This is a genomic window from Streptomyces sp. NPDC000594, from assembly GCF_040299965.1.
Taxonomy (GTDB): domain Bacteria; phylum Actinomycetota; class Actinomycetes; order Streptomycetales; family Streptomycetaceae; genus Streptomyces.
This window is the reverse complement of sequence record NZ_JBEPCY010000002.1, coordinates 399,223-417,814: the sequence shown is the minus strand read 5'-3', so window position 1 is coordinate 417,814 and position 18,592 is coordinate 399,223. Positions and strand designations below refer to the sequence as shown.

The window sequence follows — 18,592 nt, the reverse complement described above, 5'->3', positions numbered from 1 at the left end:
CGATACGTAGCCTCCATGGTCCCACGGGTGCGGGACTGCGACCGGTTTGGGCCGCCGGGAGAGCTGCTGGTAGCGTAGACAGCTGTGTCTCGTGTCATGACGTAGCGTACGTCGGGTGCGCGGGGCGCACATCAAAGATCATTTCGAACCTGAAAAGGCTCTTTCGTGGCGAACATCAAGTCCCAGATCAAGCGGAACAAGACGAACGAGAAGGCGCGCCTGCGTAACAAGGCCGTCAAGTCCTCGCTCAAGACCGCGATCCGCAAGGCCCGTGAGGCCGTCGCAGCCGGTGACGTCGAGAAGGCCACCGCGGCCACTCGCGAGGCCACCCGCAAGCTCGACAAGGCTGTCTCGAAGGGTGTCATCCACAAGAACGCCGCCGCCAACAAGAAGTCGGCGCTGGCGTCCAAGGTTGCCTCCCTCCAGGGCTGAGCACCTTCGCGGTAGCTCCGGGGGCGACCCCGGAATCCGGCAGCGGTCCCCGGACCGGTCCGCCGGAACAGCTTGATCGCCGTATGGAACCCGAGCGGGCCCTCTCTCTCCGCTCTCCGTCCGGCAGACCCGGACTCGCACTTGGACCTGCGTTCGCCACGCGGGTGCGAGCCCAATCAGTGGTATTCCGCCGAGGCCCCGGCCCCGGACCGGTCCGTCCTTCCCCAGGACGCCCGGCCCGGACCGGGGCCTCGGTGTATCCGGACCCACCCGCGCCGAGCCACCGCGACCCATCGCGACCCCCGTGCCGAGCCGGTAAGGGCCGCCCTCGGGTGGCAGGAGCCCGCCGGGGAGCCAGGCGGTCATGCTTCCTCAGGCGCGGTCGGGCACGGCCGGGCGCGAAGCGGCGCACGGACCGCTCGGGGGGCGTTCTCGTACAGAGCCCCGGATCGTCAGCGGCGGGAGCGGGCGGCGCGGGCGATGGTGACGACCGCCTTCTCCAGGGCGTACTCGGGGTCGTCCCCGCCACCCTTCACCCCCGCGTCGGCCTCGGCCACCGCACGCAGCGCCACCGCGACCCCGTCCGGGGTCCAGCCCCGCATCTGCTGCCGCACCCGGTCGATCTTCCACGGCGGCATACCCAGCTCGCGTGCCAGATCGGCGGGGCGGCCCCCGCGCGCGGAGGAGAGCTTGCCGATCGCCCGGACCCCCTGCGCCAGCGCGCTGGTGATCAGCACCGGGGCGACCCCGGTGCTGAGCGACCAGCGCAACGCCTCCAGCGCCTCGGCGGCCCGGCCCTCCACCGCGCGGTCCGCCACGGTGAAGCTGGACGCCTCGGCCCGGCCCGTGTAGTACCGGCCCACCACGGCCTCGTCGATGGTGCCCTCGACATCCGCCGTCAGCTGGGAGACCGCGCTCGCCAGCTCCCGCAGATCGCTGCCGATGGAGTCCACCAGCGCCTGGCACGCCTCCGGCGTCGCCGACCGGCCCAGCGTCCGGAACTCCGAGCGGACGAACGTCAGCCGCTCCGCGGGCTTGGTCGTCTTCGGGCAGGCGACCTCCCGCGCCCCGGCCTTGCGCGCCGCGTCCAGCAGCCCCTTGCCCTTCGCCCCGCCGGGGTGGACGAAGACCAGGGTGATCTCCTCGGCGGGCGCGGAGAGATACCCCTTGATGTCCTTGATCGTGTCGGCGGAGAGATCCTGGGCATTCCGCACGATGACGACTTTGCGCTCGGCGAAGAGCGAGGGGCTCGTCAGCTCCGCGAGCGTGCCGGGCTGGAGCTGGTCGGCGGTGAGGTCGCGGACATCCGTGTCGGCGTCGGCGGCCCTCGCCGCCGCCACCACCTGCCGCACCGCACGGTCGAGGAGCAGATCCTCCTGCCCCACGGCGAGGGTGATGGGAGCGAGCGGATCGTCGGTGGAATTCTTCCTGGTGGCCATCGCCTCCAGCATCCCATGGGCCACGGACACTCCCGCCCGTGCCGGAGAATGAGCGGATGAGTGAAGGACGCCATGTACTCGTACTGCCGGACCGGGACGCCGCCGAGGAGGTGGCCCAGGAGCTGGCCGACCGCTTCGGCGTGACGGAGGAGCCCCAGCTCGTACGGGACGCGCTGGCGGGCGAGGACGACGCCGAGGACGCCCAGTGGCTGGTGGTGGTGGAGGACCCGTCGGGCCGTCTGGAACCGACCGCCCTGGACGACCTCGCCGCCGATTTCGACGGCTGGCTGGAGACCCCCTGAGGGACCGGGCCCGGCGCCCCGGTGGGTTCAGCCCCCGTGCCCGCCCGGATCCACCGGCAGCCGGTCCAGCCGCAGCCCGAAGTGCTCACGGTAGGCGGCCAGCAGCGGCACCCCGTCGGGCAGTGTCTCCTCCCGCCGCTCGCCCCGGACGGTGACCACCAGCCGGCGCCCGCTGAGAGTGATCCGCCCCTCGGCGGTGGCCAGCGAGCAGACCAGGGAACGGGTGAACGGGGACTCCGGCGATGTCCGGTGCCACCAGGCCCCCGCCCGGAAGTCCGCCGGCTCCCGGGGCCGGGTCTCCAGCCGGTACTGGGGCCTGCCGTCCCGGGAGACCTCCAGCGCGCCCTCGCCCGCCTCCGTGATCCGGAAGACCCCGGCGGCGTCCCGCTGCTCACCGCGCTCGTCCAGGTCCAGCGGATGGTGGGAGTTGTCCCCGAACCCCACGTCCACCAGCCGCCTGCCGCCGTCGCCGAGGGACACCAGCAGCGCGAGATGGTCGTACGGGATACCGAGCCGCCCCTCGGCGTCCCAAGTACGGGCCTCGGCGAGGGTGACGGTGAAACCGAGGTGGCGCAGGAGCACCGCGAAGGCTCCGTTGAGTTCGTAGCAGAAGCCGCCCCGCCCCCTGTCGACGATCTTCGCGAGCAGGGGCCGCTCCTCCAGGACGATGTCCTCCCCCAGATGGAGGGAGAGGTTCTCGAACGGAACCGTCCGCACATGGCACGACTGGAGCCGACGCAGCGCGGCGAGGTCGGCCCGGAGCGGGCGCCGGGCGCCGATCCGGCGGAGATAGGCGTCCGTGATCGGGCGGGTGTCGGTCTCTGGTGCGGTGTGCGGGGTGCGGCCGGCGTCCATGGGGACAGTCTGGCGCCCGGTGATGTCGTGGGCCATGGGCCCGGGGACCGGTCCCCGGGTGTCGGGGTCCTACGACCAGCGGCCGAGGCGGAAGCGTCGCCGGAGCGCCTACGGTGCGGGACATGCAGACGATCACCGATCCGGATCCGGCTCCCCCGCGCGGGGCGGAGCGGCGCAAGCGGGATGTCCTGGCCATGCTGGCCGGGGAGACGGACGCCTGGGTGGCGACGGCCTCCCCGTCCGGTGAGCCGACGCTGGTGCCGCTGTGGTTCCTCTGGGACCGGGACACCCTGTTGATGTCCACCCGCCGCACCAATCCGACGGCTCGCCATGTGACGCCCTCCGGGAGCATGGTCGTCACGCTGGGGCACACCCGGGACGTGGCGCTGATCGAGGGCACGGCCGAGGTGGTGGAGAGCGCGGTGCTGGAGCCGGAGTCCGGTGACGCCTTCGCCGCGCGGTTCGGCGGCTGGGATCCGCGGACCACCGCCCCCTGGGTCTTCCTGCGGCTCACCCCGCGCTCGGTGAAGGCCTGGCGGGGGGTGAACGAACAGCGGGGCCGGGTGCTGATGCGCGACGGGAGCTGGCTGGTCTGACCCCGGGCCCCCGGCCCGTGCGGGTGCGATCGGCGGGGGCGCCGCCGCCACCGGTGCGGCGCGGGCGGCTGCGGCTGCGATGGGTGGGCGTCCCCGCCCGGTGTCCCGGCCGGCCCGGGGGTCGCCCCGGCGGACATGGGCCCGTAGTCCGCCGCCCGTGCCGGTGACGGCGAGCGGCCCGTGCAGATCGGTCCGCAGCACCAGTGCTCCCTGGGCCCGCAGCGCCGCCACGGTCGTCGGTGCCGGGTGCCCGTAGGGGTTGTGGCGGCCCGCCGAGATCAGCGCCACCCGGGGCCGCAGGGCATGCAGCAGCCCGGTGTGCTGATGGGCCGAGCCATGGTGGGCGACCTTGAGCACATCCACCCGGGGCAGCCCGGGATGGGCCAGCAGCAGCCCGCGCTGGGCGGGTGGTTCGAGATCCCCCGGCAACAGCAGGCTGGGGCCGCCGTCGATCCGCGCCAGAAGGGTGACACTGGCGTCATTGGGCCCGGTGCCCTCCTGGGGTGCGGGGGTGCCCTGGGGTGCGGACGGTGTCTGCGGGCGGCCGTCGGGGTCCGTCCCCGGGGCAGTCCCCGGCGGTGGTGCGGCGGGCCAGAGGATCCGCCAGTGGAGCCGTCCCAGCCGTCGGCGCTCCCCCGGCACGGCGCGGATGAGGGGCACCCCGGCGGCGCGGGCGATCCGGCGGACGAACGCGCTCTGCTCCGGGGGCTCGTCCAGGGTCGTCGTCTGCACCGCGCCCACCGACCGGCCCCGGAGCACCCCGGGCAGGCCCCGGATGTGATCGGCGTGGAAGTGGGTGAGAACGACCAGCGGGATCCGGCGGACACCCAGCTCCCGCAGACAGCGGTCCACCGGCTCCGGGTCGGGCCCCGCGTCCACGACGACACCCCGGCCGCTGCCGTCGCCCGCCGCCAGCACCGTGGCGTCGCCCTGCCCGACATCGCAGACCGCGAGGGCCCAGCCGGGCGGCGGCCAGCCGGTGAGGACGCCGGTCAGCGGCGCCGGACGGACCACCGTGAACAACAGCAACAGGGCACAGCCCGCGGCGGTCCAGGGACGGCGGGCGAGGGCGGGCAGACAGAGCACCAGCGCCACGGTGACGGCCAGGAGGAGCACCCCGCCCGGCCCGCCGCCGGGCCACTCCAGCCGGGCGCCGGGCAGCGACGCCCCGGTGCGGGCCACGGCGGCGATCCACTCTGCGGGCCAGCCCGCCGTCCGGGCCAGCAGCTCCGCGACCGGCATCGCCACCGGGGCGGCGGCGAGCGCGCCGAACCCGAGGACCGTGGCGGGGGCGACGGCGGGCTCGGCCAGCAGATTGCAGGGGATCGCCACCAGGCTGACCCGGCCCGCGAGCACGACGACCACGGGCGCGCACACCAGCTGGGCCGCCCCGGCCGCCGCCAGGGCCTCGGCGATCCGGGGCGGCACCCCCCGGCGGCGCAGGGCCGCGCCCCAGCCGGGGGCGACGGTGAGCAGCGCTCCGGTGGCGAGCACCGACAGCAGGAAGCCAGGGCTCCGGGAGAGCCCGGGAAGGACGAGGACCAGGATCAGCACGGCGGCGGCGAGGGCGGGCAGCAGGGATCTGCGGCGTCCGGTGCCGATCGCCAGAAGGGTGATCGCCCCGCAGGCCGCCGCTCTCAGCACACTCGGCTCGGGCCGGCACACCACGACGAAGGCCAGTGTCAGCCCGGCGCCCAGCAGGGCCGTGCCGCGCAGGGTGATGCCCAGCCGGGGTGCGAGCCCGCCCCGCTCGGCGAGGGCCGCCCGGCCCGGCGGGCCGATCAGCAGGATGAGCACCACGGAGAGGTTGCTGCCGGACACCGCCAGGAGATGGGTGAGATCCGTGGCCCGGAACGCCTCCTGGAGCTCGGGGTCGATCCGTGAGGTGTCCCCGACGACCAGCCCGGGAAGCAGGGCGCGGGCGTCGGGGCCCAGCCCCTCGGTCGCCCGCCGCAGCCCGGCGCGCAACTCGGCGGCGGTGCGCTGCACCTGGGTCGGCGGTCCGGTGATCCGTGGTGGGCCCCCGCGGATCCGCAGCTCGGCGGCGTAGCGGTCGGCTCCGTACCCGGGCGGTGCCAGCCGGCCCGTCAGCCGCAGCCGAGTGGAGGGCGTCAGCCGCCGCCAGCGCTCCGGCACCCCTTGTGCGCGCTCCGGCCGGACCACGATCCTGACCGGGGTCCGGGTCCGGGCGGCGGTGCCGTCGGCGGCGGTGACCCGGGTCGCCTCGGCGTCGATGAACAGCGCCACCGGGGCGGCCCGGTCGCCGCCCGCCCGGGGCACGACCGTCCGGGCATCGGAGGTGAGGGTCAGCTCCAGGGTGGCGTGGGCGTGCCGTGCGGCCAGCTCAGGGATCGGGCCGCGCCGCAGGTCGGCGCCGTACAGTCCGGCGGTGGTCGCTCCGGCGGCGGCGCACAGCAGCACTGCGGCCACGGCGGTGGCGGGGAAGCGGCCCCTGGAGGGTGTCCGTACCGGCTCCGGGGCGCCGAGGAGGCGGGCTGACTCCCGCCGGTGTGTCTCGCCCCCGGCCGCCCCGGCGGGGCCCGTCCGGGCCCGTCGGCGGGCGCGGTATCGGCCCACCGCCTCGGTCAGCGGCCCGGCCATGAGGGCGAGGGCCCCCGCGACGCACCCCGTGACAGCGAGGGCTGTCCACCGCCCGGGAGCGACCACGGCGAGGGCCGAGGCGCCCCACGCGGCGAGCGCCGGGCCCACCAGGCGCAGATCGGCCGGGCCCTCCGGACGCGGCTCGGGCGGCCCGCCAGGGTGGGCGGGCACCGGGTGACGACCGGGCCGGACGGCCGTCGTGCCGGGGGTCATGGACCCACCAGTGTCCGGAGGTCCGCGAACCGGCGGTCGCCGATGCCCCGCACATCGCGGAGCTGTTCGACGGAGCGGAAGCCGCCGTGGCGGGTGCGGTGGTCGATGATGTGCCGGGCGAGCACCGGGCCGACGCCCGGCAGCGCGTCGAGCTGCTCCGCCGTGGCGGTGCTGAGGCTCACCGCACCGGGCGGCCCCGCCTGACCCGCGACCCCGGGTGTCCCCGCTGTGCCGACCGCCCCTCCCGCCGGTGCGGCGGCGCCAGGACGCTGTGGGGGCTGCGGAGGCCGTGGGGCACCGACGACGAGCTGTTCCCCGTCGATGAGGACCCGGGCACGGTTGAGGGCGGTCAGATCCGCCCCCTGTGCCGCTCCCCCGGCCGCGGCCAGCGCGTCGGCCACCCGGGAGCCGGTGGGCAGCCGCAGCACTCCGGGGCGTCTGACCTTGCCGCTGACATCGATGACGACCCGTGCCCCGGTCCGTTCGGCGGGGGCCGACAGCGGGCGGGGCGCCGCGCCCGCGAGGCCCGGCCGGACCTGCTCCGGGGCGCTGACGCCCGCGGGCCGGCCGGTGACGAAGTGGTGGACGGCGAGGACCGTGGCGGCCAGCAGGACGACCGCCAGGGCGGCGAGTGTCCGGGGCGCCAGCCCGCAGCGGAGCCGCACCCAGAGCGGCAGCCGGTCCCGCAGGGCGGGCAGCCATCGCCCGAGCCCTCCGCCGCCCGTCCCCGCCGCCCCTCCGGGCAGCTCCGGATCGGCGGAGTGAGTCGGCAGAGGATCGGCCGAGCGGCCAAGAGCCGGATCGGCGCGGGGGATCGAGGGCGGACCGGCGGGAAAGAGCGGGGCCGGATCGACCCAGGGGCCCGGCACAAGGGCTTCCCGGGCCCCTGGGCCCGTCGGGGCGGTCGGGGCGGTCGGGGCCAGGGTGCCGGCGGCCCGCCGCACCACCCGTCGGCGGACATCGGCGGGACCGGGGGCGAGACGCGGCCCGGCGCGCATCCGCAAGGGCGGACGGGCCGGTGCGCGGCCCCTGCCGGGCCCGGTGCCCGCGCCGCGCCGGAGGTGGGAACGGTGGTCGGAGCCCGCTGCGCGGCCCGGACCGGTGGTAGCGGAACGTGATCGAAGAGCCATGAACAGCACGGTAGGCATCGCCGCACGAACCCGCTGAGACGGCTGAATTTCCGTGGATAACCAGCCCGTTGTGCAGAAACCCGTCACCCGTGAGAGTGAATTCCCCTACCCCCATGGACCGTTGGACCCGCCCGACCGGCGCAGGCGCAGGCACAGGAACGAGGGCGCGAGAGCAAGGGGCAAGGGGCAAGGCAAGGAGAAGGACAAGGACTCGGGCCGAGACCGGGACAGGAGCAAGGCCGGAAGCGGGAACAGGGACCGGCCCTGTCTCCGCACCCGGCCGGGGAGTGTCACCCCCGCCGGCCGCCGCCGCCCGAGCGCGAATGGACACCGCCGCCCGCTCAGCGCGGCGAGATCACGGCGCCCAGCAGCCCCGGCCCCGTGTGTGCCCCGATCACCGCGCCCACCTCGCTGACATGCAGCTCGACCAGACCGGGCACCCGCTCGCGCAGCCGCTCGGCCAGGGCGTCCGCCCGCTCGGCCGCGGCGAGATGGTGGACCGCGATATCGACGGGGCTGGTGCCCGCCCGTTCGACGGCGATCTCCTCCAGCCGGGCGATGGCCCGGGAGGCGGTGCGCACCTTCTCCAGCATCTCGATCCGCCCGTTGTCGAGTTGCAGAAGGGGCTTGACCGCCAGCGCCGATCCCAGCAGGGCCCGTGCGGCACCGATCCGGCCGCCGCGCCGCAGATGCTCCAGCGTGTCCACATAGAAGTACGCGGAGGTGTTCGCGGCCCGTTTCTCGGCGGCGGCGACCGCCTCGTCCAGGGTCCCCCCGGAGTCCAGCGTCTCCGCCGCGGCCAGGGCACAGAAGCCGAGCGCCATCGCGACCATGCCGGTGTCGACCACCCGGACCGGCACAGGGGCGTCCCGGGCGGCGAGCACCGCGGCGTCATAGGTGCCGGAGATCTCGGCCGACAGATGCAGGGAGACGATGCCGGTCGCCCCCGCCTCGGCCCGCGCCCGGTACACGGCGGCGAAGGTCTCGGGGCTGGGCCGGGACGTGGTCACCGGCCGCCGCTTCTGGAGCGCCTGGGCGAGCGCGCGGGCCGAGGCCTCCGTGCCGTCCTCCAGCGCCTGGTCACCGAGGACGACGGTCAGCGGCACCGCCTCGATGCCATGACGCTCCATCGCCTGATGCGGCAGATAGGCCGTGGAATCGGTGACGATCGCGACATGGCGGGACATGACCGGGAGATTACCGGTCGCGGGCTCCGCACGGCAGTCCGCTCCCCCGCCTTCCCGGAGCCGGGCGTCACCGTCCCGCGTACGGCCCGGGGCGTCGCCTCCGCCGACGGACCGGCGCTCCCCGGCCACAGACCCGCTGGCTCCGATGGCTCCGGCGGTCAGTTCGTGGTCTCCGGGCGGGTGGTCTTCTCCCAGGAGTAGGTCATCCGCTGAGCCGGGTCACGTGCGGTGATGGCCCGGGGCTGCTCGTCGTCGTCACCGTCCTGCCGCGCGGCGGCGGCCTCGCCGGCGGCGGCAGGCGGAGCAACCGGCGCCTGAGCGGCGCTCTGCGGCTCCGTGGACTCGGACGCGGCCCAGTGCCGCAGCGCGCCCGCCTCCATGTCGATCTCGCCGCTCAGCAGGTCCAGCTCGTCATCGGCGAACTTGCGCGCCCGGTCCCGTGCCGCCCAGCGCAGGGACTCCGCCGAGTGCGTGATCCGCTCGGTGCGCTCCCGCAGCTCGGGCAGCCGGGAGGAGAGCGAGCCCCGGTCGGGGTCCCGCTCCAGCCGCTTCAGCTCGTCGTCCAGCTCACGGGCGTGCACGCTCAGCCGCTCGAAGAGGGCGATGGACTCACCGAGCGAGGCGTCCTGCTCGGCGCCCGCGTTCAGCGCGTCCTGGGTGGCCCGCATGGAGGTGCGCAGCTTCAGCCGCAGCTGGGCCAGGTCGGCGGCGGGACCGCCCTGTCCGTAGCTCTTGGCCCGCAGGGTGGTGTCCTCGACCGTGCGGCGCGCCTGGGAGACGGTGCGCTCCATGCCCTTCTTGGCCGCTTTGACCGCCTTCGTCGTGGCATAGGCACCCAGCACGACAAAGGCGATGAAGAGCAGCGCCAGTATCGAGATGACGACTTCCATGGGGCGCCCCTTCGGCGTCGGCTGTGCGGGTCGACGGTGTCCACCGACAGTGTCGCTGTCGTTCCTCTCCACCGTAAACGGAGCGGGCGGGCCGAGGGTTCCACAGAAACCCCCAACCTGCCCCTAAGGGTGACCCTGACCCCCGCTCCGGGTGCGCGCCCCGGAGCGGGGGTCAGGGTCGGGCGGCCAGGGGGTCAGGGCCGGAAGGGGGCCGGACCCTAGGCCGGGACGATGTTCACCAGCTTCGGCGCGCGTGCGATCACCTTGCGGATACCGGCGCCGCCGAGCGCCGCCACGACCGCCGGGTCGGCCAGTGCCAGCGCCTCCAGCTCCGCGTCGGAGATGGACGGGGCGACCTCCAGCCGCGCCTTGATCTTGCCCTTGATCTGCACCACGCAGGTCACGGACTCGTCCACGACATAGGCCGGGTCGGCGACCGGGAAGTCCTGGTGCACCACGGAGTCCTGGTGGCCGAGCTTGCGCCACAGCTCCTCGGCGATGTGCGGGGCCAGCGGAGCGATCAGCAGCACCAGCGCCTCGGCCACCGGGCGCGACAGGGGGCCGCCCACCTTGGTCAGGTGGTTGTTCAGCTCGGTGATCTTGGCGATGGCGGTGTTGAACCGCAGCCCCGCCAGATCCTGGCCGGCACCGTCGATCGCCTTGTGCAGGGCGCGCAGCGCGGCCTCGTCCGCCGCGTCGTCGACCACGGTGACCTCACCGGTGGACTCGTCCACGATGTTCCGCCACAGCCGCTGGAGCAGCCGGTACTGACCGACGACGGCCCGGGTGTCCCACGGCCGGGAGACATCCAGGGGGCCCATCGCCATCTCGTACAGGCGCAGGGTGTCCGCACCGTACTCGGCGGCGATCTCATCGGGCGTGACGGCGTTCTTCAGGGACTTGCCCATCTTGCCCAGCTCACGCTTGACCGGCTCGCCCGCGTGGACGAACGTCCCGTCCTCGCGCTCCTCGACCTCGGTGGCGGGGACCGGGAAGCCCCGGGCGTCCCGGTAGACATACGCCTGGATCATGCCCTGGTTGAAGAGCTTGTGGAACGGCTCCGGGGACGAGATGTGCCCCAGGTCGAACAGCACCTTGGACCAGAAGCGCGCGTACAGCAGATGCAGTACGGCGTGCTCGGCGCCGCCCACGTACAGGTCGACACCGCCGTGCGGCATGCCCTCGCGCGGACCCATCCAGTACTGCTCGACGGCCGGGTCGACCAGCTGGGCGTCGTTGTGCGGGTCCAGGTAGCGCAGCTCGTACCAGCAGGAACCGGCCCAGTTGGGCATGGTGTTGGTCTCGCGCCGGTAGCGGCGGGGGCCGTCGCCGAGGTCCAGGGTGACCTGGACCCAGTCCTCGTTGCGCGAGAGCGGGGTCTCGGGCCGGCTGTCGGCGTCGTCCGGGTCGAAGGTGCGCGGCGAGTAGTCGTCGACCTCGGGCAGCTCCAGCGGCAGCATCGACTCCGGCAGGGCGTGCGCCACACCGTCCTCGTCGTAGACGATCGGGAAGGGCTCGCCCCAGTACCGCTGGCGGCTGAACAGCCAGTCACGCAGCCGGAAGTTGACCGTGCCCTCGCCGATACCGCGCTCGGTCAGCCACTGGATGATGCGGGACTTGGCCTCGGCGACCTCCAGGCCGTCCAGGGAGATCTCGTCGTTGGAGGAGTTGACGGCCGGGCCCTGGCCGGTGAAGGCCTCGCCCTCCCAGCCCTCCGGCGGCTGCACGGTGCGGACGATCGGCAGGCCGAACGCCTCGGCGAACTCCCAGTCGCGCTCGTCCTGGCCGGGGACGGCCATGATCGCGCCGGTGCCGTAGCCCATCAGGACATAGTCGGCGACGAAGACGGGGATACGGGTGCCGGTGACCGGGTTGACCGCGTACGCGCCACTGAAGACGCCGGTCTTGTTCTTGTGCTCGGTCTGGCGCTCGACATCGCTCTTGGTCTGCGCCTGCTTGCGGTACGCGGAGACCGCCTCGGCCGGGGTGGCGGCGCCGTTGGTCCACGCCTCCTTGACGCCCTGCGGCCACTCGGCGGGCAGGATCGCGTCGATCAGGCCGTGCTCGGGGGCCAGGACCATGTAGGTCGCGCCGAAGAGCGTGTCGGGACGGGTGGTGAACACCGTGATCCGGGCGTCGTCGTGCCCCTCGACGGCGAAGTCGACCCGCGCGCCCTCGGACCGGCCGATCCAGTTGCGCTGCTGGAGCTTGATCGCCTCGGGCCAGTCCAGCGCGTCCAGGTCCGCCAGCAGCCGGTCGGCGTAGGAGGTGATGCGCATGTTCCACTGGCGCAGATTGGCCTTGAAGACCGGGAAGTTGCCACGCTCGGACCGGCCGTCGGCAGTGACCTCCTCATTGGCCAGTACGGTGCCCAGACCGGGGCTCCAGTTGACCGGGGCGTCCGAGGAGTACGCCAGACGGTAGCCGCCGAGCACCTCGGCGCGCTCGGTCACGCTCAGCTCGCCCCAGCCGCGCGTCTCGCCCGGAACGGCCCGCTCACCGCTCTCGAACTGGGCCACCAGCTCCGTGATCGGCCGTGCCCGGCCCGCCTCGGTGTCGTACCAGGAGTTGAAGATCTGGAGGAAGATCCACTGGGTCCACTTGTAGTACGCGGGGTCGATCGTGGCGATCGAGCGGCGCTGGTCGTGGCCCAGGCCCAGGCGGCGCAGCTGCCGCTTCATGTTGGACATGGCGTCCTCGGTGGACACCCGGGGGTGCACACCGGTGGCGATGGCGTGCTGCTCTGCGGGCAGGCCGAAGGCGTCGAAGCCCAGGGTGTGCAGGACGTTGTGGCCGGTCATGCGCTGGTGACGGGCGTAGACATCGGTCGCGATGTAACCCAGGGGGTGTCCGACGTGCAGACCGGCGCCCGAGGGGTACGGGAACATGTCCATGATGAACTTCTTGGGGCGGGCCACCACGGCCGGGTCCCCGGCGAGGTCGCCGGTGGGGTTCGGCGCCTCATAGGTGCCCTCGGCGTCCCAGAAGTCCTGCCAGCGTGCCTCGATCTCGGCGGCCAGCGCGGCCGTGTAGCGGTGGGGCGCGGCCACCTCGGCAGCGGAAGCAGCGGAATTCGTCTCGCTCATGATCCTTAAGGCTCCATCGATCGTCTCTGCCAGCGGTTCAGAGTGCATGGCCCACAAACAAAAGGACCCCTCACACAGGAGGGGACGCCGCGCTGATTCCGACCGGACCTTTCATCCGCCGGGACTGATCAGCGCGGCTCGCTAAGCAGAAGGCGTACGGCACGCATGGCGTCAGGGTACCGCAGGGGCCGATCCGGTCGCTCGGCTCCCGGGGTGACCTCCCGGGGTGACCGGACACCGCCGGGCCCGCCGCACTTACCCCGCGTATCCCACCCTTCCGGGACAACCGCAGTGACGTTCCTTCGCACTCCTGCGGCGTAAACACGCAAACACCGTACCGAGCGGTATGTGCCGTCCTAGCATGCGTCGACCGGGACCGCATCGCCCGCATCCCCTCGGAGTCGCCCATGAACCCCCACCGAAAGCGCCGCCCGTCCCCCGCCCCGGACCACGGACGGGGCCGCCCCGTGCGCGGCGGGCTCATCGCGGCGGGCTGTGTGATCGTGCCCCTGGTCGCCGTCGGCGCTGACAACGATGTCCGAGCCGCGGTCGACTTCACCACCGGCGTGCTGTCCCTGGTCTGTCTGACGGCGTCCGTCGCCTGGGGGCTGATCGCCACCGACCGGCTGCTGCTCACACCCCGGCAGCGACTGCTGTCCCAGGCGGTCCACCGGGTCACGGCCACCGCCGCCCTCGGCTTCCTGCTGCTCCACGCGGCCGTCAAGATCTCCCTGGACCGGGTCGACGCGGTCGCCGCGTTCCTCCCCTTCGCCCTCGGGCTGACGGGCACCGCCGGGCTGATCGGCTTCGGCTCCCTGGCCGGCCTGCTGATGGTGGTGGCGGGCGCCACGGGCGCGCTGCGCAGCGCGCTCGCGGGCAACGGCAGGATCGCGGGCCGCTGGCGGGCGCTGCATATGCTCGCCTACCCCGCCTGGTGCTTCGCGCTGCTGCACGGACTGTTCACGGGACGGCCGGCGGCGGGCTGGGTGGTCATCCTGTACGGCCTCGCCGTACTGGTCACGGCCGTGGCGCTGGCGCTGCGGCTGCTTCCGAGGCCGGTGCGGCGGCTGATCGCGGACCGCGTCGTCCCGGCCGCCGTACCGATCGCCGTCGCGGTCCCGGGGCAGCCGGGCGACGTGTCCGGGGCGGTACGCCCGCCGGTGGTCCTCCCCCGGCCGGGTGGGCCGTCCGGGGGCGACCGCCCGGCCGCAGCGACGAGCGGACGGGCCCGGCCCACCCTCTCCGCCCCGGCACCCCGGCTGTACGAGGCACCACCGCCGTCGGCCGCCGTCACGGCTCCGGCGGGCACGGTGGCAGGAGTCGCCGAACCGTCCGGACACCCGGCCGGACCCGCCCGGCCGGGAGCTACGGGCAGACCGGTCGACACGGGCGGTACGGGTGGCCTCGCCACCCCGGCAGGCGGTACGGGCGGCCCCGCGGTCAGGCCGGGCGGCTCGGGCGGTACGGGCTTCGCGGCGGGATACCGCGCCGTCTCACGGACGGACACCACCCGCACCGCGCACGAGGTCCCGTACGACGCGCCCACCGAGCCCCTTCCCCGGGCCGGGCACCCACCGGCCGCCGACGAGATCCCCGTGGTGCACGAGCGCCCCGCCCACGGGGCCGCGCCCACCGGCGGACGGACCCCTTCCGGCGCCTCCGCCTGGCCCGCGCCGACACCGCCGCCTCCCTACCCCGTCCTCCCCCCGGAACCACCCCGTCCATCACCCGTCCCGGAACCGCCCCGCCGGGCCCCGGGCCACCGCACCCCCACAACGACGTCCACCCCGCCGGGCACCCCGTACGGGACACCCCGGAGCACCGAGGACACCACCCCGCACAACGACACCCGGACGGCTCCGGGACCGGCCTTCCCGCCCCCTGCGGGAGAGCCCTGGAGCGCACCCGCAGGAGAGCGACCGTGAACACCCCCCTCCCCGATGTCCCCGAGGTCCGTGTCGTGGGCCTCCCCCAGCTCACCCAGGGTTTCGACCTGGTCGACCGGCTGGATCTGGCGATGCATCTCAAGGTCCACGGCCCTTTGGCGCCCCGCACCGGCGAGGAGCTGGCCCTGGTCGCCGAGGAGATATCCCTGCGCGGGCGCGGCGGGGCCGGATTCCCCTTCGGCCGGAAGCTGCGCGCGGTCGCCGCGGCCGCCATCCGGCGCGGGGTGCGGCCGGTCGTGGTGGTCAACGGCAGTGAGGGCGAACCCGCCTGCCGCAAGGACACCGTGCTGCTCAATCGCGCCCCCCATCTGGTCCTGGACGGTGCCCTGCTCGCCGCCGAGGCGCTCGGCGCGCGCTCCCTGGTGGTGGCGGTCACCCGGAACTCCACCGAGTTGTCGATGCGCACGGCGCTGGCCGAGCGCGGGCTCCGCGACCGGCGGGGGCAGACACTGCGCGCGCGGGTGGTCCGTACCCCGGAGCGCATGGTCTCCGGCGAGGCGTCCGCGGTGATCCGTGCCGTCGACGGCGGTCCGGCGCTCCCCGCGGGCCGCCGGGTCCGGGCGGCGGAGTCGGGCGTCGGCGGCGCCCCGACCCTGCTCTCCAACGCCGAGACCTTCGCCCAGCTGGCGGTCGCGGCCCGGATCGGTCCGCACCGCTACCGCCGTACCGGTACGGACACCGAGCCCGGGACCGTCATGCTGACGCTCTCCGGCGCGGTGGCACGGCCCATGGTGCTGGAGGTGCCCACCGGAGTCCCCCTGCGGTACGTCCTCCAGCTCGCGGGCGCCCCGCCGCAGCCCCAGGGGGTGCTCACCGGCGGCTACCACGGCAACTGGATCGACTCCCACGCCGTCGACTCCGCGATGGTCTCCCGTGAGTCACTGGCCGCCGTCGGGGGCTCCCTCGGCGCCGGCGCGATCCTGCCCATCGGCCCGGAGACCTGTCCCCTGGGCGAGGCGCTGCGGGTGGCCCACTGGCTCGCCGCCGAGACCGCCGGGCAGTGCGGCCCCTGCAAACTGGGGCTGCCGGCCGCCGCGGGCGGTCTGGCGGATGTGATCGGCGGTGGCGGACCGACCTCGCTGGAGGCGCTGCGCGAGGTCGTCCGGGCGGTACGGGGCCGGGGCGCGTGCAAGCACCCGGACGGCTCGGCGCGCTTCTTCACCTCCACCCTCTCCGCGTTTACGGACGACCTGGCCGCCCATGTGCTGCACGGGGGGTGCGGCCGGGAGACCACCGGCACGCTGCCGCTGCCCGGCCATCAGGAGGCGGTGGAGTCCCTGCCGAGCGGCGAGAAGATCCTGATCGACTGGACGCTCTGCCAGGGCCACGGGCTCTGCGCGGACATCGTCCCCGAGCTGATCCGGATCAATCCCGACGGCTATCCCTCGGTGGCCGACGCGGTGGTGCCGACCCATCTGCGGGACGGGGCACAACGGGCGGTACGGCGGTGTCCCGCGCTGGCGATGCGGATCGAGCGGACGGAGGCCGCGCCCGGCGGGGAGGAGCGCTCCCGCCGCCCCGAGCTGCCGATCTTCGGCCGCAGGGCGCTGGGGAGCGGTCGGCGCTGACGGTCCGGCAGCCCGGGGCGGGGCCCACCGGCCAGACGACAGCGACAGCGACAGCGACAGCGACAGCAGCACCGGCACCGGCACCGGCGACAGAACAGACAGAAGCGGCGGTTCACTCAATCGAGTGAACCGCCGCTTCCTTCCTGTGGAGCTAAGGAGAATTGAACTCCTGACCTCTTGCATGCCATGCAAGCGCTCTACCAACTGAGCTATAGCCCCTTGCGAGATGTCCTCCGCCCCGGTCCTGCTCTCCGTTGCGGCGACGTGGACAACATTAACCCTGCCCCCCGTGCTTCACCAAATCCGTATCCGGGCCCTCCGGGGGAACGATCGACCCCAGCCCCTTCCGGGTCGGAATGTCCGGAAACCGACGGTGTCGCACCCCGCCCGGGACGCCAGACGGCGACGCCCGGCGGTGGCGTCGGGTCGGGCCGTCAGGCCGTGGCGAAGGAGTAGAAGCGCTTCAGGGTGCAGTGCTCATCGAGGAGCCGGCCGTAGATCGGCTCACCCTCCAGCTCCCGATAGGTCTCGATCGGGTCGCCTTTTATGATCAGCGCCCGCGCGCACTCCTCGCACCAGTACTGGTACTCGGGATTGATCGGCTCCATGTCGCGGACGATGGGCGTACCACTGCCGCACCAGTCGCATTTACGCCTGTGTGCCCCCATCACTCAGCTCCAGCTGTGACCGCAGGACGTACACACGTAAGAAACCCCGCCGTTGTCGCCGAGGACCTGGGCGACATGCACAGAGCCGCAGGACGGGCAGCTCAGGAGGACGGTCATCGTGTCCTCCTCCCGTTCTGGCCGGTGGTCCGGTCCGGCCGTCCGATTCTGCCATGACAGGGGCCCCGGGTCAGCGGCGTTGACACGACGACACCCTCCTAAACGCGAAATCCCGCCCTCTTGCGAGGACGGGATCCGTGTGATGCCTTCTTGTGGAGCTAAGGAGAATTGAACTCCTGACCTCTTGCATGCCATGCAAGCGCTCTACCAACTGAGCTATAGCCCCTCGTGTTCTTCGCGCTCCGCGCTGCGAACAAGAAGAACTTTAGCCTGCGACCTGCCGGAAAGTGAAATCCGGGGTGCGGAGGGGCCGGGACCGGGCCGGACGGGACCGGTGTCTCCCGGCCCCGGTCAGTCGTCGTCGCCGAGGACGGGCTCGGGCAGGGTGCCGGCGTTGTGCTCCAGGAGCCGCCAGCCCCGGGCCCCCTCGCCCAGCACCGACCAGCAGCAGTTGGTGAGCCCGCCCAGGCTCTCCCAGTGCTGGGAGTCCAGCCCGAGCAGTCGCCCGATGGTGGTACGGATCGTGCCACCGTGGCTGGCCACCACGAGCGTGCCGTTCTCGGGCAGCAGCTCGGCGTGGCGCAGCACCACCGGCGCGGCCCGGTCGGCGACCTCGGTCTCCAGCTCGCCGCCGCCCCGGCGCACGGGCTCGCCGCGCTTCCAGGCGGTGTACTGGTCCCCGTACTTCTCGATGATCTCCTGGTGGGTCATGCCCTGCCAGACACCCGCGTAGGTCTCGCGCAGCCCCTCGTCATAGGTGACGGGGACGCCGGACAGCTCCGACAGCTCGGTGGCCGTGGCGGCGGCGCGCTTGAGGTCGGAGGCGACGATCGCGTCCGGCTTGAGGAACGCCAGCAGCCGGGCGGCCCGGCGGGCCTGGGCCACGCCGGTCTCGGTCAGCGGGATGTCCGTGGTGCCCTGGAAGCGGCGCTCCAGATTCCAGGAGGTCTGCCCGTGCCGCCACAGGACGATGCGGCGGCCGGTGCGCTTGTAGGCGTCCTCGTTCAGCTCAACTCACCGTCCGGGGTGTTACCGGTCAGCTCGGCGTGCTCCTTGGCCTTGCCCCGGGTCTTCTGGGCGTCCTCGGGCAGCGGCAGCTCGGGGCAGTCCTTCCACAGCCGCTCCAGAGCGTAGAAGACCCGCTCCTCGCTGTGCTGCACATGGACCACGATGTCGACGTAGTCGAGCAGGATCCAGCGGGCGTCGCGGTCACCCTCACGGCGGACCGGCTTGGCGCCCAGCTCCTTGTTCAGCCGCTCCTCGATCTCGTCGACGATCGACTTGACCTGGCGGTCGTTGGGCGCGGAGGCGAGCAGGAAGGCGTCGGTGATCGACAGCACATCACTGACGTCGTACGCGATGATGTCGTGCGCGAGCAGGTCGGCCGCGGCCTGGGCGGCGGCGTTCACGAGCTCGATGGAGCGGTCCGTAGCGGTCACAAGCAGGCTTTCGTCGGCGGTCCGATGTCCCCACCAGGGTCTCATGTACCGCCGACAACGCTCCTCGCGTTTCCGGGGAGCCCCCGGATCGGCACCGTCCGGCAGCTCCCCGGGGCGGGCGGC

The 18,592-nt window shown here is 73.6% G+C and carries 14 protein-coding genes, 2 tRNA genes and 1 pseudogene; 5 read left to right on the top strand and 12 right to left on the bottom strand.

The genetic code is table 11. From position 1 onward, the window contains the following. The first annotated feature begins 165 nt into the window (after positions 1 to 165). On the top strand, positions 166 to 432 hold the full coding sequence (gene rpsT, locus ABT354_RS04510; protein ID WP_351488866.1) for a 30S ribosomal protein S20: 267 nt from the start codon (positions 166 to 168) through the stop codon (positions 430 to 432). Positions 433 to 884: 452 nt separating this feature from the next. On the opposite strand, the gene holA is transcribed toward rpsT, so the two are convergent. Then, the gene (holA, locus tag ABT354_RS04505; RefSeq protein WP_351489191.1) at positions 885 to 1,871 is read right to left on the bottom strand and encodes a DNA polymerase III subunit delta; all 987 of its coding nucleotides are present in this window, start codon (positions 1,869 to 1,871) and stop codon (positions 885 to 887) included. 56 nt (positions 1,872 to 1,927) lie between these two features. On the opposite strand from holA, the gene ABT354_RS04500 reads away from it, so the two are divergent. After that, entirely contained in the window at positions 1,928 to 2,173 is a 246-nt protein-coding gene (locus tag ABT354_RS04500) for a hypothetical protein (RefSeq protein ID WP_351488863.1), read from the top strand. A 27-nt stretch (positions 2,174 to 2,200) separates the two neighbouring features. Here ABT354_RS04500 and ABT354_RS04495 read toward each other — a convergent pair whose 3' ends face one another. Continuing rightward, entirely contained in the window at positions 2,201 to 3,028 is an 828-nt protein-coding gene (locus ABT354_RS04495) for an arylamine N-acetyltransferase family protein (protein ID WP_351488861.1), read from the bottom strand. Positions 3,029 to 3,150: 122 nt separating this feature from the next. Between ABT354_RS04495 and ABT354_RS04490 the strand changes: the two genes are divergently transcribed. Next, positions 3,151 to 3,624: a pyridoxamine 5'-phosphate oxidase family protein gene (locus ABT354_RS04490; protein ID WP_351488859.1), complete on the top strand. Its 474-nt coding sequence runs from the start codon at positions 3,151 to 3,153 to the stop codon at positions 3,622 to 3,624. 126 nt (positions 3,625 to 3,750) lie between these two features. Here ABT354_RS04490 and ABT354_RS04485 read toward each other — a convergent pair. The 5 genes and pseudogenes from ABT354_RS04485 to leuS form a co-directional block, all read right to left on the bottom strand. Beyond that, a pseudogene (locus ABT354_RS04485) lies at positions 3,751 to 6,438 on the bottom strand (ComEC/Rec2 family competence protein); the annotation flags it as partial. Continuing rightward, complete coding sequence (locus ABT354_RS04480; protein WP_351488856.1) at positions 6,435 to 7,307, bottom strand: ComEA family DNA-binding protein; 873 nt, start codon at positions 7,305 to 7,307, stop codon at positions 6,435 to 6,437. The gene ABT354_RS04480 and the pseudogene ABT354_RS04485, both read right to left, overlap by 4 nt. A gap of 602 nt (positions 7,308 to 7,909) precedes the next feature. Further along, on the bottom strand, positions 7,910 to 8,755 hold the full coding sequence (locus ABT354_RS04475) for a DegV family protein (protein WP_351488854.1): 846 nt from the start codon (positions 8,753 to 8,755) through the stop codon (positions 7,910 to 7,912). Positions 8,756 to 8,913: 158 nt separating this feature from the next. Then, entirely contained in the window at positions 8,914 to 9,645 is a 732-nt protein-coding gene (locus ABT354_RS04470) for a hypothetical protein (RefSeq protein ID WP_351488851.1), read from the bottom strand. 218 nt (positions 9,646 to 9,863) lie between these two features. After that, on the bottom strand, positions 9,864 to 12,731 hold the full coding sequence (gene leuS, locus ABT354_RS04465) for a leucine--tRNA ligase (protein WP_351488848.1): 2,868 nt from the start codon (positions 12,729 to 12,731) through the stop codon (positions 9,864 to 9,866). Positions 12,732 to 13,138: 407 nt separating this feature from the next. On the opposite strand from leuS, the gene ABT354_RS04460 reads away from it, so the two are divergent. Further along, positions 13,139 to 14,656, top strand: a complete 1,518-nt coding sequence (locus ABT354_RS04460) for a hypothetical protein (protein WP_351488845.1) — start codon at positions 13,139 to 13,141, stop codon at positions 14,654 to 14,656. Next, a complete protein-coding gene (locus tag ABT354_RS04455) occupies positions 14,653 to 16,245 on the top strand; it encodes a ferredoxin (RefSeq protein WP_351488842.1) in 1,593 nt (530 codons plus the stop codon). Before ABT354_RS04460 ends, ABT354_RS04455 begins: the two co-directional genes overlap by 4 nt. A 146-nt stretch (positions 16,246 to 16,391) precedes the next feature. Here ABT354_RS04455 and ABT354_RS04450 read toward each other — a convergent pair. The 5 genes from ABT354_RS04450 to rsfS all read right to left on the bottom strand — a co-directional run bounded on the left by ABT354_RS04450 (position 16,392) and on the right by rsfS (position 18,469). Further along, positions 16,392 to 16,464: transfer RNA gene (locus ABT354_RS04450), tRNA-Ala, on the bottom strand. Between the two features lie 215 nt (positions 16,465 to 16,679). Next, positions 16,680 to 16,913, bottom strand: coding sequence for a hypothetical protein (locus ABT354_RS04445; protein WP_351488839.1), 234 nt, complete (start codon positions 16,911 to 16,913; stop codon positions 16,680 to 16,682). 270 nt (positions 16,914 to 17,183) lie between these two features. After that, positions 17,184 to 17,256: transfer RNA gene (locus ABT354_RS04440), tRNA-Ala, on the bottom strand. 125 nt (positions 17,257 to 17,381) lie between these two features. Continuing rightward, complete coding sequence (locus ABT354_RS04435) at positions 17,382 to 18,038, bottom strand: histidine phosphatase family protein (protein WP_351489189.1); 657 nt, start codon at positions 18,036 to 18,038, stop codon at positions 17,382 to 17,384. Continuing rightward, positions 18,035 to 18,469, bottom strand: coding sequence for a ribosome silencing factor (gene rsfS, locus ABT354_RS04430; RefSeq protein WP_351488836.1), 435 nt, complete (start codon positions 18,467 to 18,469; stop codon positions 18,035 to 18,037). Before rsfS ends, ABT354_RS04435 begins: the two co-directional genes overlap by 4 nt. Between the last annotated feature and the right edge of the window lie 123 nt (positions 18,470 to 18,592).